Genomic DNA, 15,291 nt, shown 5'->3' with positions numbered 1-15,291 from the left:
TCTGCCATCTGGCTTATGCTACTAGGGACCGTCTCTTTCCCACTCTTGTTGATTGGGCAGGGATTGAGGAGGTACGGCACACGTTGCTTGTCTAAGACTGACAGTGGGGGAAGGGTGTCGTGAGGGTGATGAGTCCCCGTCTGCAAGTAGCGTTGAAGTATGTCTGAGCTCCAAACCCATCTGTTGGACAAGGCCCCATTCGGGCGGGTCGTGCCGGCCATGGTCACCCCCATGAACCATGACGGATCCGTGGATTACGAGGCTGCCGCCAATCTGGCCCGGACCCTGGTGGCCGATGGGGCCGACGGCATACTGGTCAACGGCACCACCGGCGAATCTCCGGCCACCCATATGGAAGAGAAAGTCGATTTGGTGCGAGCAGTAAAGGATTCGGTGGACGTGCCGGTCATCTCGGGTGCGGGCTCCAATGACACGGCCCATACGGTCCGCATGGCCGAGATGACCCAGGAAGCCGGGGCAGATGCGCTCCTGGTGGTCATGCCTTACTACTCCAGACCCTCCCAGGATGGGGTTGTAGCGCATTTCAGGTCCGTCTGCCGGTCTGTGGATCGTCCCATCGTGCTCTACGATGTACCTGGCCGCACAGGGTTGCACGTGACTGTGGATACCTACCGTCGTCTTGCCGAATTGCCGCATGTCGAGGCAGTCAAGGATGCCACTGGTGACCTGGCCGCAGTTCCCATCAAGCGTAAGGAGACGGGGCTGACCTGGTACTCCGGCGATGACGGGCTGTACCTGCCCTTCCTGGCCTTGGGTGCCGTCGGCGTCATATCGGTCATGGCCCATGTGGCCAGCGGTCCTATGCAGGACCTGGCGACTCGGTTCGATCAAGGCGACCTGAAAGGGGCGCGGAGGTTGTCGACCGTCTTGGCGCCGCTGGTCCAGGCTCTGAACGGCCAAGGGCAGCAGGCGGTCATGGCCAAGGCCGCTTTGAAGGTGGCCGGCGTCTTGGACAGCACGACGATGAGGCTCCCTAATCTTGGGCCTGGCAAGGACCAGCTGATTCAAGCCGAGAAAGGCATGAAGGCCGCAGGGCTGATGCGTTCCTGACAAGCAACCAAGCGTCGCCCCTGTATCAGACGGGGGTACAGATAATGGAAACACAAGTGAGAATGGCAAGAAAACAAGAAGAATCAAACACGACCGGCAAGAGCAGAAATCGTCGGTACTCCTCCAAGAACGGTAAGCAGGGGTCGGGCAGGTCCCGGGGTGAATCCCGCAGCCGCCGCAACGGCGCTATTGCCCGCGGCAAGGGCACCCAGACCGAGCAGCGTCTGGTGGCGCCCCCCAAGTACCGTAAGGGCTCCATGCGTATTGTCCCCCTTGGTGGCTTGGGGGAGATCGGCCGGAACATGAATGTGATCGAGTACAACGGCCACATTCTGCTGATTGACTGCGGTGTGCTCTTCCCGGAGGAGGAGCAGCCGGGCGTGGACCTGATTCTGCCCGACTTCAGTTACATCAAGGACAAGCTGGATCAGGTGGATGCCCTGGTGCTGACCCATGGGCATGAGGATCATATCGGCGGCGTGCCCTATCTGCTCAAGCTGCGTCCTGATATCCCCCTGATTGGCTCCAAGCTGACCCTGGGGTTCGTGGATGCCAAGTGTGAGGAGCATCATCTCAAGCCCACCGAGGTTGAGGTCAAGGGCCGCGACAAGCTCAAGGTGGGCCCCTTCAGCCTGGAGTTCGTGGCGGTCACCCACTCCATTCCTGACGCCCTGGCTGTCTCTGTGCGCACCCCGGCGGGTCATATCATCGACACCGGCGACATGAAGATCGACCCCTTGCCTTTGGACCATCGTCTGACTGACCTGCGGGAGTTCGCCAAGTTGGGTGAGTCCGGCGTGGACCTGCTCATGGTCGATTCCACCAACGCCGAGGTCCCCGGCTTCGTCAAGCCCGAGATTTCAATCGCCCCCGCCTTGGACAAGGCCTTCGCCGAGGCTCAGCGCAAGATTATCGTGGCCTCCTTCTCCAGCCACGTCCACCGGGTGCAGCAGGTGGTCGATGCCGCCCACAAGTTCGGTCGCAAGGTGGTCTTCGCCGGCCGGTCCATGGTCCGCAACATGTCCATCGCCTCCGACCTGGGCTATCTGCACCTGCCCGAGGACACCGTGGTTGACCTCAAGGATGCCCACAGCATTCCCGACGAGAAGATCGTCTACATGTGCACCGGATCCCAGGGCGAGCCCATGGCGGCTCTGGGCCGCATCGCCGACGGGACCCACCGTGACATCACCATCAACGAGTTCGACACGGTCATCCTGGCCAGCTCACTGATCCCCGGCAACGAGCACGAGGTCTACAAGGTCATCAACAAGCTGGTGCGTCTGGGCGCCAAGGTGGTCAATCGAGACAACGCGGCCATCCACGTCTCCGGCCACTCCGATGAGGGTGAGCTGCTGCATTTCTATAACATCGTGCAGCCCAAGTGCGCCATGCCCATCCACGGCGAGAACCGGCATCTGGTGGCCAACGGCCTGATTGCCGTCAAGACCGGCGTGGATCCGCAGAATGTGGTCCTGGCCGAGGACGGCGACGTGGTTGACCTCTACCACGGCCAGGCCGCCGTGGTCGGATCCGTGCCTTGCGGATACGTCTATGTGGACGGCGACTCGGTGGGTCAGCTGACCGACGACGAGCTGGAGCAGCGCCGGATTCTGGGTACCGAGGGCTTCGTCTCCGCCTTCGCCGTGGTCGACACCGAGACCAGCAAGGTCGTCTCCGGCCCCAAGCTCTACCTGAACGCCGTGGCCGAGGACGAGAGCGAGTTCAAGTCCATCAACTCCCAGATAGTCGATCAGCTTGAGGATGCCATGTCCAAGGGGACCACCGGCACCTACCAGCTCCAGCAGATGATGCGCCGCACCCTGGGCGGCTGGATTTCCCGCAAGCTGCACCGCCGGCCCATGATCGTGCCCGTGGTGGCCGACATCGCCACCGACGTGCAGCCGCAGGACTGATCGCCGCTGCCTGCATACTGAATACTGAAGGCTCCGGTCGCCCAGAAGGACGGCCGGAGCCTTCAGTGTTATCAGCAGAAGGGGAGCGTTTACATGCTCACGATGATCTTGACGTGGTTTTCCGCGTCCTCACGCAGCGGACGGAAGCCCTTGTCCACGATGTCCTCGACCTTGATCCGGTCGGTGATAAAGGTGGACAGGTCGATGTTCCGGTCATGAATGAGCTTGATGGCGTCGGCATGATCGTTGGCGTATCCCATGGATCCTGACATCAGCTTCTCGCCGAAGCCCATCTCCATGGTCAGGTTCAAGTTGACGGGCTTGACGTGGATGGCCACGACGACCAGGCTGCCCTGTGCCTTGAGTGCCGACAGAAGCTGGTGGACCACTGGTTCCGCGCCGGCCGCGTCGAAGGCCACATCGGCGCCACGGCCATCGGTCTCGGTCCTGACCCGCTCCAGCAGATCCTCCTTGCTGGGGTCGATGACCAGGTCAGCCGCACCGGACTGCAGGGCCTTGTCCTTGCGGGCATGGGAGAGCTCGGACATTATGACCTTGAGCCCCTTGGCCTTGAGCACGGTTCCCAGCAGCAGGCCGACAGGTCCTGCTCCGCCGACAAGGGCGGTCTGCCCGGGTTCGGTATGGATCAGACGCACGGCGTGGTAGGCCACTGAGAAGGGTTCGATCAGGGCTGCCTGATCCAGGGGCAGGTCGCCCACGGGGAAGACGCGCTCGGCGGCCACCACCATGTGCTCGCTCATGCCACCGCCCCAGCCGTTGATGCCGATGAAGCCCAGCTTGGGGCAGTCATTGTAGTTGCCGGCCTTGCAGGCGGGGCATTCTCCGCAGGCCATCTCGGCCTCGACCACCACGGAGTCGCCCACCTTCATATCGGTGTGCACGTCATCGGCGATGGCCTCGATGGTTCCGGAGATCTCATGGCCGAAGACCACAGGCAGGGTCTCCCCGGAAAGAGGGTGCGGGGTGTCTTTGGAGTTGCCGCCGTTTTGCTCGCCGTCAAAGTAGAGGTGAAGGTCGGAACCGCAGATGCCGGTGAAGGCGGGGTGGATCTTGATGGTCCCCGGTTTGAGCTCAGGCTCGGGCACGTCCTCCAGACGTACATCTTCCTTGCCGTAGTACATCAATGCTTTCATATCGTATATCCTCTCTGATATGCGTGTAAGCCCTGCACGGACGAAGTTGAATAACCCAACATGACATCCCTGCGGGCGGGTGACGCTCCCTCATTGGAGACCGCCCAATTTCCATATTACCGTGGACATGTGGCCAACGTAAGGGGAGTTTCGGCCAGGACCTCGCCGCCCTGGTCGAAGTCGAAATCGCCCAGCCAGTGTCCGAACCTGCTGGGTCCCTTGCCGCACCAGACCACACAGGCGCTGCGGTCGGCCTGTCCGCTCAGCAGACGGTTGGCGGTTCCGGTCACCCGGTCGTTGCCCAGACGATAATCCAGGAACTTGCCGTCCCTGTGGTGACGGGCCACCCGCTGACGCTGCTCCTGGTCCAGCACCCGCCAGGGGTCGGCGGCGCAGAAGACCCGAGCGGGCAGGTCCTGCTCCGCCGCCTGGATCAGGGCCAGGCCTCCGCCCAGACTATGCCCGGTAAAGAGCACCCCACGGTCGGTTCCCGCCCTGCGCCGGGCCAGGTCAAGTGCCTGCTCGGCCAGGATGCCTGCCTGCTGTGTCTGTCCCGGCTCCCCGTTCAGCGGCGGCAGGAAGCAGGTCAGCGCGGCGTGGATGTCGTGGCGGGGGTCGTCGCGCAGGTTGGTGCCTGCGTAGACCACGACCAAATGGGCATGGTCCGGGCCACCCTCCAGGTCCGGGGCAGTGATCATCCCCTCGAAGCCGTTTTCGGGGCAGTAGCGGGACCGCAGTACCCAGTAGCTTCCCAGGGCCGGATCCTCGAACAGGTGCAGGCCCGGCCGGGTCTTGACATCCCCCCGACCGATCCCGTAGGAGTATTGGCAGAGCATGTTGAGCTGCTGTGTGGTGAACCCGGCCCGGACCTGCATGACGTTCCCTTTCTGCCAGACTCGTGAGGCATGGACCATGAACAACCGCCTCAAGGACCGACTATTCCCGTCCGGACTGCGCCGTCAGAAAAGAGGGAAACCGTCCTGCTGGCCCGTCGGCTGGTGCCCGCATTAGACTTGACATGCCATATCCATACAGGACCTATGCCGATGCCGGTGGGGGCACCGACATCCATGCGCGAAAGGAAATTCATGCCCGGAGCCAATCTGACTCGTGTGGAAGCCGAAGAGCGAGCCGTCGTCGTATCCAATGTCAGCTACAAGGTCAATCTGGACCTGACCAAGGGGCCTGCCACCTTCCCCTCCACGGCCCTGATCGACTTTGATGCCCGGCCGGGGGAGTCCACCTTTGTGGATCTGATCGCCGACCAGGTGAGCCTGATCGAGCTCAACGGCCAGCGCCTGGACCCGGCCCTGGCCTTCCGGGAGGACCGGATTGAGCTCAACGACCTGCGCCAGCACAACCAGCTGCGGGTGGAGGCCCTCTGCCGCTATTCGCGCACAGGCGAGGGACTGCATCGCAGCGTGGACCCCTCGGACGGCAACGTCTACCTCTACTCCCAATTCGAGGTGCCCGACGCCCGCCGGGTCTATGCCGTCTTCGACCAGCCCGACATCAAGGCGGTCTTCGACTTCACCGTGGATGCCCCGGCATCCTGGAAGGTCCTGTCCAACATGCCTCCCGCCTCCCATCAGGACCTGGACAGCCGTACCGCCGAGGGAACTCTGGAGGGCGGCCGCACCGAGGGCGTGACCCGCTGGATCTTCCAGACCACCCCTGTCATGAGCTCCTACCTGACCGCCTTCGCCGCCGGCCCCTACGCCCAATGGACCAGTGAGTATCAGAACGAGGACGGACGGACCATCCCCATGGGTCTGTACTGCCGCCAGGCACTGAAGGACTCCCTGGACGGGGACGCCGAATACCTCTTCGACGTGACCAAGAAGGGCTTCGCCTTCTATGCCAAGACCTGGGACCTGCCCTTCCCCTGGGCCAAGTACGACCAGATCTTCGTGCCCGAATACAATGCTGGCGCCATGGAGAACATCGGCCTGGTCACCTTCCGTGACTCCTACGTCTTCGAGTCCAAGGCCACCGGGGCCCAGATCAACCGCCGTGTGGAGACCGTCCTGCATGAGCTGGCCCACATGTGGTTCGGCGACCTGGTGACCATGAAGTGGTGGAACGACCTGTGGCTGAACGAGTCCTTCGCCGAGTTCATGTCGACCCTGGCCACCGCCGAGGCCACCGAGTGGACCGACGACTGGGCCACCTTCTGCTCCGGCGAGAAGAGCTGGGCCCTGACCGAGGACCAGCTGCCTACCACCCACCCGGTGGTGGCCCCCATCCGTGACCTGCACGATACCGAGGTCAACTTCGATGGCATCACCTACGCCAAGGGCGGCTCCGTCTTGAAACAGTTGGTCGCCTACGTGGGCCGTGAGCGCTTCTTCCAGGGCATCCACAACTATCTGACGGCCCATGCCCATGGCAACGCCACCCTGAAGGATCTGCTGACCGAGCTGGAGAAGACCAGTGGCCGCGACCTGGGCAACTGGTCCCGGCTCTGGCTTGAGGAGGCCGGCATCACCACGCTGACCAGCCAGGTGCAGACCGACGAGCAGGGGACCATCACCGCCATGCGGATCGACCAGACCGCCCCCGAGGAGCATCCTGTACTGCGCCCGCACCGCCTGGCTGTGGGCTTCTACGACGAGGACGAGTCCGGCAAGGTGGTGCGCACGGACCGGTTCGAGCTGGATCTGGACGGCCAGGGAGCCGAAGTGCCCCAGGTCGTCGGCAAGAAGCGTCCGGCCCTGATCCTGATCAACGACGACGACCTGACCTACGCCAAGCTACGTCTGGACCAGGATTCACTGGAGTATGCCACGCAGAATCTCTACCGGATTGAGGACCGTCTGGCCCGGGCCGTGGTCTGGCTCAGCCTTTGGGACATGACACGGGATGCGCAGTTCCCTGCCGAGCGCTTCATCAGCCTGAGCCTGAAGGCCCTGGCCACCGAGCATCAGTCCACCACCTTCCGCTACGCCCTGTCTCAGATCTCCACGGCAGCCCACCACTTCACCGCCTCCCGTCGCCGCCAGCCCATGCTGCAGCTGGTGGCCGGCACGCTCTGGGATCTGGCCATGAAGGCCCAGCCCGGTTCGGACGAGCAGTTCCAGCTGGTCCGCGCCTACCTGGGCTACGGGGACGACGCCGACTTCGAGGATCACGCCCGTGGTCTGCTGAGCGGCGACCTGAAGCTGGAGGGGCTGACCATCGACAACAACACCCGCTGGCTGATCATCCACGCCCTGTCCGCCCACGACCTGCTGGCAGACGGCGAGATCGACCGGGAGCTGGCCGCGAAAGACACCACGGAGAACCGGGAATTCGCCATGGGAGCCCGGGCAGCCCGTCCGACGGATCAGGCCAAGGCCTGGGCCTGGGATCAGGCCCTGCACAACGAGGATCTGACCAACTCGCAGATCGAGGCCCTGGCCGACGGCTTCTCCGGTTCCGGGGACCAGGAGCTCTTCGCGCCCTACGTGGACCGTTTCTTTGCGGCTGTGGACCAGGTCTGGACCCATAAGACCTTCCACATTGCGGAGACCCTGCTCAACCCCCTGTCGGCAGGCGGGCTCTACCCGACCAAGGCCGACCCGGCCGCCCTGGTCAAGGCGGGCGATGCCTGGCTGGCCGACCACGCCGAGGCCCCCAAGGCCCTGCGCGGGATGATCATCCAGAACACGGAGTCCTCCAGGCGCATCCTCAAGGTCCGCGAATACAACGAGCGGCTGCGCTGAGTATTCCGCCCGACCCTGGCCCGGGTGGCGACGGGTCAGGGTCGGGGCCATAATGAATCTGTTGCCTGCATGCAGGATGGTACGTTCGGAGGAGAGCAAATGCCCAGATTATTCGGTACCGATGGTGTACGCGGTTTAGCCAATAGGGACCTGACTGCACAACTGGCCCTGGATCTGGGCGATGCGGCAGTCCGTGTCCTGGGCCGTGGCGCGGATCGGTCCGCGGGCCGCCGACGGGCCCTGATCGGCCGTGACACCCGGGTCTCCGGGGACTTCCTGGCCTCGGCCCTGGCCGCTGGCATGTCTTCGGGTGGCTTCGACGTAATCGACGTGGGCATCATTCCCACTCCGGGCATCGCCTACCTGACCAGCGTGCTGAACGTGGAGATGGGGGCGGTCATCTCCGCCTCCCACAACCCCATGCCCGACAACGGCATCAAGTTCTTCGCCCGGGGCGGTTTCAAGCTCCAGGATTCCAAGGAGGACGACATCGAAGCGGTCCTGGGCCAGGACTGGGAGCGCCCGGTGGGCGAGGGCGTGGGCCGTGTCTCCCATGACACGGTGACCGCCACCAACATGTACATCGACCATCTGGTGGAGGCCGTGGCCCCTGTCGCCCCCGACAAGACCCAGCCCAAGCCCCTGGACGGTCTGCGGATCGTGGCCGACTGCGCCAACGGAGCCACCTCGGTGGTGGCCCCCGAGGCCCTGCGCCGGGCCGGAGCGGACGTGGTGGTCATCAACGCCTCGCCCGACGGTTACAACATCAACAAGCACGCCGGGTCCACCCACCCTGAACAGCTGCAGGCCATGGTCAAGGCCTCGGATGCGGTCATGGGCGTGGCCTTCGACGGGGATGCCGATCGCTGCCTGGCCGTGGACGAAGAGGGAAACATGGTCAACGGCGATCAGATCATGGGCATCCTGGCCCGCGCCAAGCAGCGCGAGGGCAAGCTGGCCAACGATACCCTGGTGGTCACCGTCATGAGCAACCTGGGACTCAAGCTGGCCCTGAAGCAGATGGGCATCGTCACCGTACAGACGGCTGTGGGCGACCGCTACGTCCTTGAGGAGATGCTGCGCGGGGGCTACACCCTGGGCGGCGAGCAATCCGGGCACGTCATCAACCGGGAGTTCGCCACCACCGGAGACGGTACCCTGACGGCCCTGACCCTGGCCAAGGAGGTCGTGCGCTCGGGCAAGAGCCTCAAGGAGCTGGCCGCCGACTTCCCCCAGCTGCCGCAGCAACTGATCAACGTCTCAGGCGTGGACAAGAATGCGGCCCGCACCAACGCCAAGGTCCAGGATGCGGTCGAGGCGGAGGAGCGGATGCTGGGCAACACCGGCCGGGTCCTGCTGCGGCCCTCGGGCACCGAGCCCCTGGTCAGGGTCATGGTCGAGGCGGCCACCCAGGAGCAGGCCGACCAGGTCTGCCAGCGGCTGGCCTCGGTCGTGGCCGACGAGCTGGCCATCTGAACCGACGACCCAGGAAAGGCGGAATCATCCATGTTCGGCAGAAAGGCGGCCTTCGACGCCGATCTCAACCACCGGGTGGAATCCATGCTGGCCGAGGCCGGCAAAGAGGAGCTCCTGCCTATCGTGCAGATGGGCGAGCCCGTCCTGCGCCAACAGGCCCAGCCCTACAAGGGTCAGCTGGCAGCTAAGACTCTGAACAGGCTGCTCAAGGCCATGCGCACCACCATGCTTGAGGCCCCGGGCGTGGGACTGGCAGCGCCCCAGGTGGGCCTGGGCCTGGCCATCGCCGTCATCGAGGACCATGTCCGCGACGACGAGGACGATCCGCGCCAGATCGACGAACTGCCCTTCAGGGTCATCATCAACCCCTCATATGAGCCAATCGGGCAGGCGACCGCGGCCTTCTATGAGGGATGCCTGTCCCTGGAGGGATTCCAGGCGGTCCGGCGGCGCTGGCTGGACATCACGGCCAGCTGGGAGGACCGTTCCGGGCGCAAGCACCGCCAGCGCATGCACGGCTGGCCGGCCCGCATCTTCCAGCATGAGACCGACCATCTATGGGGCGAGGTCTACATCGACAAGGCCGAGATTCGCAGTCTGTCCTCCGACGACAACCTGAGCGAGTACTGGGCCTACGACCCGGTCCCCACCGAGGCTGCGCGGGAGCTGGGCTTCACCATCTGAATCCTTCGAACCCTCTAAATTCTCTTGACCCTCTGGTCCAGGGCCATGGCCTCTGTCAGCTCCGGACCGTCGCCTTTTAAGGGTGCCACGGGGTGCATAGTCAATGTTTCAGAGGCATGGTGGCCAGGCTCCACAGCCTTGGGCAGGATCGTACTGCCCTCTGTGCCTGGGTCCAGCCAGGGGTCCACGTTCTCATCAGTGATCAGCAGGGGCATCCGGTCGTGCACCCGGGCGGCCTCCGGCGTGGCTTGCGTCGTCAGGATGGTGGCGGTCAGCAGCCAGGGTTGACCAGGCCTGGCACGCCACCAGGAGTAGAGTCCGGCGATGTTCAGGGTGTGGCCGTCGGGAGCCTGGAAGTAGTAGGGCTGGTGGTCAGGTGTCCACTCGTAGTAGCCGCTGGCCGGAATGATGGCCCTCTGACTCCTGGCCGAGTCCGCGTAGGTCCGCTTGGTCAGGGCGCTCTCCACCCGGGCGTTATGGGTGGGGTAGGCCATCTGATCGCTTTCGGACCAGGAGGGGACCAGGTTCCAGCGGGCCGGATGCAGGTGCCGTTGCCCATGTCGGTCCTGGGCCACCAGGGCGATGACCGACCCGGGGCTGATGTTCCATGAGGGTTCGGGCAGTCCCGGAGCCTGCCGGGCACTATAGTGTTGGGCCAGGCTGGAGTAGTCCAGGTCGGCCGCGAATCGTCCACACATGAAGCCCATTCTATGGATGCCCGGAGTCCCCGTCGAGGAAACGCCGGTGGCCTCTTCCCGGGCCAGTCTAAATGCTGTTTGGCCCCTCTTTCCTGCTAGCATGAAGGTGGTCTGCGGCAGCGGTGCATACATTGAGGATGGCCGTGGCCACAGCAAAATATTCAACGTTGTTTTTGCCCTGTCTGGCATGAGGCCGGTGGTGGCATTGTGATTAGGAGATGGTTTATGCCTCAGAAGATCAAGGCGTCGATTGCCTACGGCATCGGCAAGGGCTTTGCCCAGCCCGAGGAGATCATCATTGACGACCCCATTGGCGCGGAGGTCCTGGTGGACGTGCAGGCCTCGGGTCTGTGCCATTCGGATCTGCACCTGGTCGAGGATGACGACAAGTTCTTCCCCTTCCCGGCTGTGATCGGCCATGAGATCTCGGGCATCGTCGAGGCCGTGGGCCCCGAGGTGTCCGGCATCAAGGTGGGCGACCACGTGGTGGCCTCCCTGGAGCAGGTCTGCGGACATTGCGCCAACTGCCTCAAGGGCCAGCCCCAGTCCTGCACCCAGCAGCAGGAGTGCGTGCGCGGCGCAGGCGAGAAGCCCCGTCTGTCCTTCCCGGACGGCCGGCCCATCACCCAGGCCTTCGGCACCGGCGGTTTTGCCGAGAAGGCCCTGATTCACGAGAACCAGCTGGCCGTGGTCAACAACCAGGTCAAGTGGGATGAGGCCGCCTGCATCGGCTGCGCCACCATCACCGGAGCCGGAGCGGCCATCAACACCGCCCATGTGCGTCCCGGCGACACCGTGGCCGTCATCGGCACCGGCGGCATCGGCCTGAACATCATCTCGGGAGCCCGGATTTGCGGCGCCAAGCGGATCATCGCCATCGACCTGCTGGACAACAAGCTGGAGTTCGCCCGCAAGTTCGGCGCCACCGACGTCATCAACTCCAAGAACGAGGACCCTGTGGCCAAGGTGCGCGAGCTGACTGACGGCGGCGTGGACCAGGCCTTCGAGGCCATCGGTCTGCCCGTCACCATGAAGCAGGCCTGGGACATGCTGGGCGTGGGCGGCACCGCCTACCCGATCGGCCTGACCAAGCCGGATGCCACGGTCTCCCTGGAGATCAACCCGGCCGATCTGCTGGTCCACCAGCGCGGCTTCAAGGGTGTGTGGATGGGCTCCACCAACATCAAGCACGACATCCCCATGTATGCCGACTTCGCTGTGGACGGCAGGCTGAACATGCATGACATCGTCAGCCAGCACATCAAGCTGAGCCAGATCGACGAGGCCTACAAGCAGCTGGTCAACGGCGAGGTCATCCGTTCGGTCATCACCGAATTCGACTGATCGGCCTTTGGGGTTTATAGAAAAATCAATTTATTTCAGATCCCTGGGTTTAATTGAGTAGATTCTTGATATGGATCTATGAGGGGTTGTCGGACCGCTGCAGTCCAACAACCCCTTACCTTTCCTGAGTTAGGATAATCTGCACTACGTGATGATTGATCCGACGGTTTCCGCGCTGAATCAGGAAGAGGTGATTCCTTATGCGCAGACGGTACATGAGGTTTTTTAGAAAGACTGCATACTACTTATAATTGAGGTACGACGAACTAAATTTTCTAATTTTCCCTAAACTTTCGATTGGCAAAAATTATCTTTATGCTGTGAAATTCGACCAGAAGGATCATGTTGGATGTCGGCATTTCGCGCACTGTTAAGCATCGGTCCTTTCACACTATAGCTTCTTTTTGCTAGGACGCAGTATCGCGGCAAGCTTTGCACATGCGCAGTTTGCGGCTAGATTCCTGTGACTGTGCCCTTTGTGCATAGATAATATATGACTGCCATGGATGATCCTCAATAAAAAATGGACTAGTCTGTGATGATGCCAAATACTATACACTGCCTACATTGGGATTATTTTCATTAAAATAAAATTGTACATTAAACTGTATTGCTATTGTTCTTTGGGGCGCATCACGCTTCCACGCTTAACTATAGTCATAGGTAATACCACGTGATTTTCTGTTTTTCGATTTCGTCGTTGATCGATAATCATTTCTATGGCCTTACGTGAAGCAGAGTTGAAGGGTTGATGAACTGTCGTCAGAGGTGGATCCAAGTAATTTGCAGGGAATATATCCTCAAAACCAACGACAGAGAGATCATCGGGTATAGATAGGCCCCTTTCGTATGCTGCACGGTAGACGGCCGTTGCTACCTGGTCGTTGCAGGCAAAAATCGCAGTAGGTCGATTAGAACGGTCAAGCAAGTGACAGGCAGCCTCATATCCGCTTTGAGGAGAGAGATCAGTCGTCTCTTCGAGCTCATCAGAAATATCAATGTCCTCATGATGTGCTGCGGTGAGGAAACCTCCATATCTAGAAATGGTAGCCTGCGCATCTGCGGGACCATTGATTATGCCGATGCGTCTATGTCCCATAGATATCAGATACTGAGTTATTTGAAAGGCGCCAGTCCACCTATCAAAGGAGACCCACATTGCTTTGTCATCCAGAGGTGTGACTGGATTTAATATAACATATGGAATATTTCTAGATTTTAAAAGCTTCTTTTCTGCTTCAGGAATTTGAGTTATCTGGTGTATCACCACACCCATGGGGTTGCGGTCAATGATGCTGCGGAAGCAGTGCTCTATGCTGAGGCCCGCCTCTAGCTGGGTTACGGTCAGTGCGAAACCGGCCTGCTGCACCCAATATGAGACTTCTTTGGTAAAAGCTGTTGTACAGTCTGAATCGAGATGGTCTAGAACCAGCTCAATTGTATGAGATACTTTAGTGCTGACCAGCGGTTTGAAGTATCCATTTTCATCAAGCACCTCTTCTACATGTCGCCTAGTGTCAGCAGCGATTCCCGCTCTGCCATTGATGACCTTGGAAACTGTCGACGCCGAAACGCCAGCGAGCTCTGCTATTTCGGAAACCTTCACTGCAAGTCACTTCCTTCCCCCATTGATCGATCCTTGCAAGGACGGGACTCAGAAACTTAGGGTTACAAAAGCAGACCTGTGCAATTGCAGGTTGACGCAGAGCCTGCTTAGTTCATAAGTATATAATAAAGATCTCCAGCTTAGAAATATTTCCAAAGCGTGTTTGTACTTTTCGAACTATATCGCTATAGTCTGAACTGTCATTAAAGAAATAGATCGCGGTATATATGACGAAGGAGTCTATCGTGAGCACAATTACCAAAGTCCAAACATATGATTTTCGCTTTCCCACTTCTCAAACCCTATCCGGCTCTGATGCCATGAATCCTGATCCTGATTATTCCGCCGCATATGTAGAAGTTCACACTAATAAAGACGACGGTATCGTAGGTACAGGTTTTGTCTTCACCATCGGTCGGGGTAACGATGTGGTCTGCCGGGCCATTGATTCCATGTCGCAGGTCTTGGTAGGGCGTAATGTTGAGGATTTTCTTGATAACATGCGAAGTGCTTGGGATCTCTTGGTCGGTGACTCCCAATTGCGATGGCTTGGTCCGGAAAAGGGAGTGGAACATATGGCCATTGGCGCTGTACTTAGCGCTCTTTGGGACATTAAGGCTAAGAGGGCAGGCAAGCCCCTGTGGAGGCTCCTCGCTGAGATGGAACCAGAAGAATTGGTAAGCACACTTGATTTCCGTTATCTTACTGATGCTCTTCGTCCAGAGGAGGCTACAGAAATCCTCAGGCAAGGGCAGAAAGGCAAGGAAGAGCGTATCAAATATCTGCTCAAGAACGGCTATCCCGGATACTCCACTGCAGCAGGGTGGCTGGGTTACGCAGACGAGAAGATGGTGGAAATAGCCAAGAAGGAGACCCAAGAAAAAGGCTTCAAGCAAATCAAGCTTAAGGTTGGGCATAATGTTGACGACGATCTGCGTCGTCTCGCATTGGCTCGTGCGACAGTTGGTCCTGAAGTTCGCTTGGCGGTTGATGCAAATCAAGTATGGGATGTTCCTGAGGCCATAGAGTGGATCAATAAGTTTCATGATTTTGATTTGGCTTGGGTGGAGGAGCCGACTAATCCAGACGATATCATTGGTCACGCGACTATCGCCCGTGCTATCAACCCCATCCCTGTAGCAACCGGCGAGCAGATGCAGAACCGCATCATGTTCAAGCAATTCCTACAAGAAAATGCCTTCGGCGTCATGCAGATAGACGCTACCAGGGTTGCTGGCCCTCAGGAGATCGTGCTCGAGTATCTTATGGCAAAGAAGTTCAATAAAATTGTATGCCCGCATGCCGGAGGAGTCGGGTTGTGCGAAGCTGTCTGCCATTTTGCCATGTTCGATTACTGCGCAGTGTCTGGTACCATGGATGGCCGGATGATCGAATACGTTGATAACCAACATGAGTATTTTGTCCATCCCACTGAGATACGTAATGGCAATTATGTGGCTCCCACAGCCCCAGGTAATGGCACTGAGATGACGATAGAGACGGCCGAAAAGTATATTTACCGCGGTTGATGTTCGGTTGGGAAGGCAATGATGCCCCCTCGCCCTCACTCCCTTCTATTTGATTCTGCTGAATTCATGCCTTTCGCTCCAAAGTTCTGAGCCCCGGACTTTTCCATTA

11 protein-coding genes are annotated in these 15,291 nt (G+C 60.3%); 7 read left to right on the top strand and 4 right to left on the bottom strand.

Going from position 1 to position 15,291, the window contains the following annotated elements; translation table 11 throughout:
• Positions 1-159: 159 nt before the first annotated feature.
• Positions 160-1,071: a 4-hydroxy-tetrahydrodipicolinate synthase gene (gene dapA / locus H3U89_RS01575; protein WP_154313112.1), complete on the top strand. Its 912-nt coding sequence runs from the start codon at positions 160-162 to the stop codon at positions 1,069-1,071.
• A 62-nt stretch (positions 1,072-1,133) separates the two neighbouring features.
• Positions 1,134-2,987 (top strand): ribonuclease J, encoded by a 1,854-nt coding sequence (locus H3U89_RS01570; protein WP_198178832.1) that lies wholly within the window; start codon positions 1,134-1,136, stop codon positions 2,985-2,987.
• 89 nt (positions 2,988-3,076) lie between these two features.
• Here H3U89_RS01570 and H3U89_RS01565 read toward each other — a convergent pair whose 3' ends face one another.
• Together H3U89_RS01565 and H3U89_RS01560 are read right to left on the bottom strand one after the other, a co-directional pair.
• A complete protein-coding gene (locus H3U89_RS01565; RefSeq protein WP_045935109.1) occupies positions 3,077-4,141 on the bottom strand; it encodes a 2,3-butanediol dehydrogenase in 1,065 nt (354 codons plus the stop codon).
• A gap of 116 nt (positions 4,142-4,257) precedes the next feature.
• Positions 4,258-5,055 (bottom strand): hypothetical protein, encoded by a 798-nt coding sequence (locus H3U89_RS01560; RefSeq protein WP_198178834.1) that lies wholly within the window; start codon positions 5,053-5,055, stop codon positions 4,258-4,260.
• 174 nt (positions 5,056-5,229) lie between these two features.
• Between H3U89_RS01560 and pepN the strand changes: the two genes are divergently transcribed.
• The 3 genes from pepN (at position 5,230) to H3U89_RS01545 (ending at position 10,005) form a co-directional block, all read left to right on the top strand.
• Positions 5,230-7,845 carry an aminopeptidase N gene (gene pepN, locus H3U89_RS01555; protein WP_198178836.1) on the top strand — a complete coding sequence of 872 codons (2,616 nt, stop codon included), beginning with the start codon at positions 5,230-5,232 and terminating at the stop codon, positions 7,843-7,845.
• A 99-nt stretch (positions 7,846-7,944) separates the two neighbouring features.
• A complete protein-coding gene (gene glmM, locus H3U89_RS01550; RefSeq protein WP_029677825.1) occupies positions 7,945-9,321 on the top strand; it encodes a phosphoglucosamine mutase in 1,377 nt (458 codons plus the stop codon).
• Positions 9,322-9,351: 30 nt separating this feature from the next.
• Positions 9,352-10,005, top strand: a complete 654-nt coding sequence (locus H3U89_RS01545) for a peptide deformylase (RefSeq protein WP_198178838.1) — start codon at positions 9,352-9,354, stop codon at positions 10,003-10,005.
• A 14-nt stretch (positions 10,006-10,019) separates the two neighbouring features.
• Here H3U89_RS01545 and H3U89_RS01540 read toward each other — a convergent pair whose 3' ends face one another.
• A complete protein-coding gene (locus H3U89_RS01540; protein ID WP_198178840.1) occupies positions 10,020-10,703 on the bottom strand; it encodes an SOS response-associated peptidase in 684 nt (227 codons plus the stop codon).
• A gap of 225 nt (positions 10,704-10,928) precedes the next feature.
• On the opposite strand from H3U89_RS01540, the gene H3U89_RS01535 reads away from it, so the two are divergent.
• Positions 10,929-12,047 (top strand): zinc-binding dehydrogenase, encoded by a 1,119-nt coding sequence (locus H3U89_RS01535; RefSeq protein WP_052323105.1) that lies wholly within the window; start codon positions 10,929-10,931, stop codon positions 12,045-12,047.
• Positions 12,048-12,660: 613 nt separating this feature from the next.
• Here the strand turns inward: H3U89_RS01535 and H3U89_RS01530 are convergent.
• Complete coding sequence (locus tag H3U89_RS01530; protein WP_198178842.1) at positions 12,661-13,653, bottom strand: LacI family DNA-binding transcriptional regulator; 993 nt, start codon at positions 13,651-13,653, stop codon at positions 12,661-12,663.
• A gap of 245 nt (positions 13,654-13,898) precedes the next feature.
• Between H3U89_RS01530 and H3U89_RS01525 the strand changes: the two genes are divergently transcribed.
• A complete protein-coding gene (locus H3U89_RS01525) occupies positions 13,899-15,182 on the top strand; it encodes an enolase C-terminal domain-like protein (RefSeq protein ID WP_198178844.1) in 1,284 nt (427 codons plus the stop codon).
• Positions 15,183-15,291 lie beyond the last annotated feature (109 nt).

Origin of the sequence: Bifidobacterium sp. W8104 (assembly GCF_016100735.1) — a bacterium.
GTDB classification, from domain to species: domain Bacteria; phylum Actinomycetota; class Actinomycetes; order Actinomycetales; family Bifidobacteriaceae; genus Bombiscardovia; species Bombiscardovia choladohabitans.
The sequence above is the reverse complement of the archived record's forward strand: the minus strand, read 5'-3'. Positions and strand labels throughout refer to the sequence as shown.

What these genes read in the sequence shown, in the direction of transcription:
- dapA (WP_154313112.1), top strand. Translation starts at nt 160, where the DNA reads ATGTCTGAGCTCCAAACCCATCTGTTGGACAAGGCCCCATTCGGGCGG.
- H3U89_RS01570 (WP_198178832.1), top strand. Translation starts at nt 1,134, where the DNA reads ATGGCAAGAAAACAAGAAGAATCAAACACGACCGGCAAGAGCAGAAAT.
- H3U89_RS01565 (WP_045935109.1), bottom strand. Translation starts at nt 4,141, where the DNA reads ATGAAAGCATTGATGTACTACGGCAAGGAAGATGTACGTCTGGAGGAC.
- H3U89_RS01560 (WP_198178834.1), bottom strand. Translation starts at nt 5,055, where the DNA reads ATGGTCCATGCCTCACGAGTCTGGCAGAAAGGGAACGTCATGCAGGTC.
- pepN (WP_198178836.1), top strand. Translation starts at nt 5,230, where the DNA reads ATGCCCGGAGCCAATCTGACTCGTGTGGAAGCCGAAGAGCGAGCCGTC.
- glmM (WP_029677825.1), top strand. Translation starts at nt 7,945, where the DNA reads ATGCCCAGATTATTCGGTACCGATGGTGTACGCGGTTTAGCCAATAGG.
- H3U89_RS01545 (WP_198178838.1), top strand. Translation starts at nt 9,352, where the DNA reads ATGTTCGGCAGAAAGGCGGCCTTCGACGCCGATCTCAACCACCGGGTG.
- H3U89_RS01540 (WP_198178840.1), bottom strand. Translation starts at nt 10,703, where the DNA reads ATGTGTGGACGATTCGCGGCCGACCTGGACTACTCCAGCCTGGCCCAA.
- H3U89_RS01535 (WP_052323105.1), top strand. Translation starts at nt 10,929, where the DNA reads ATGCCTCAGAAGATCAAGGCGTCGATTGCCTACGGCATCGGCAAGGGC.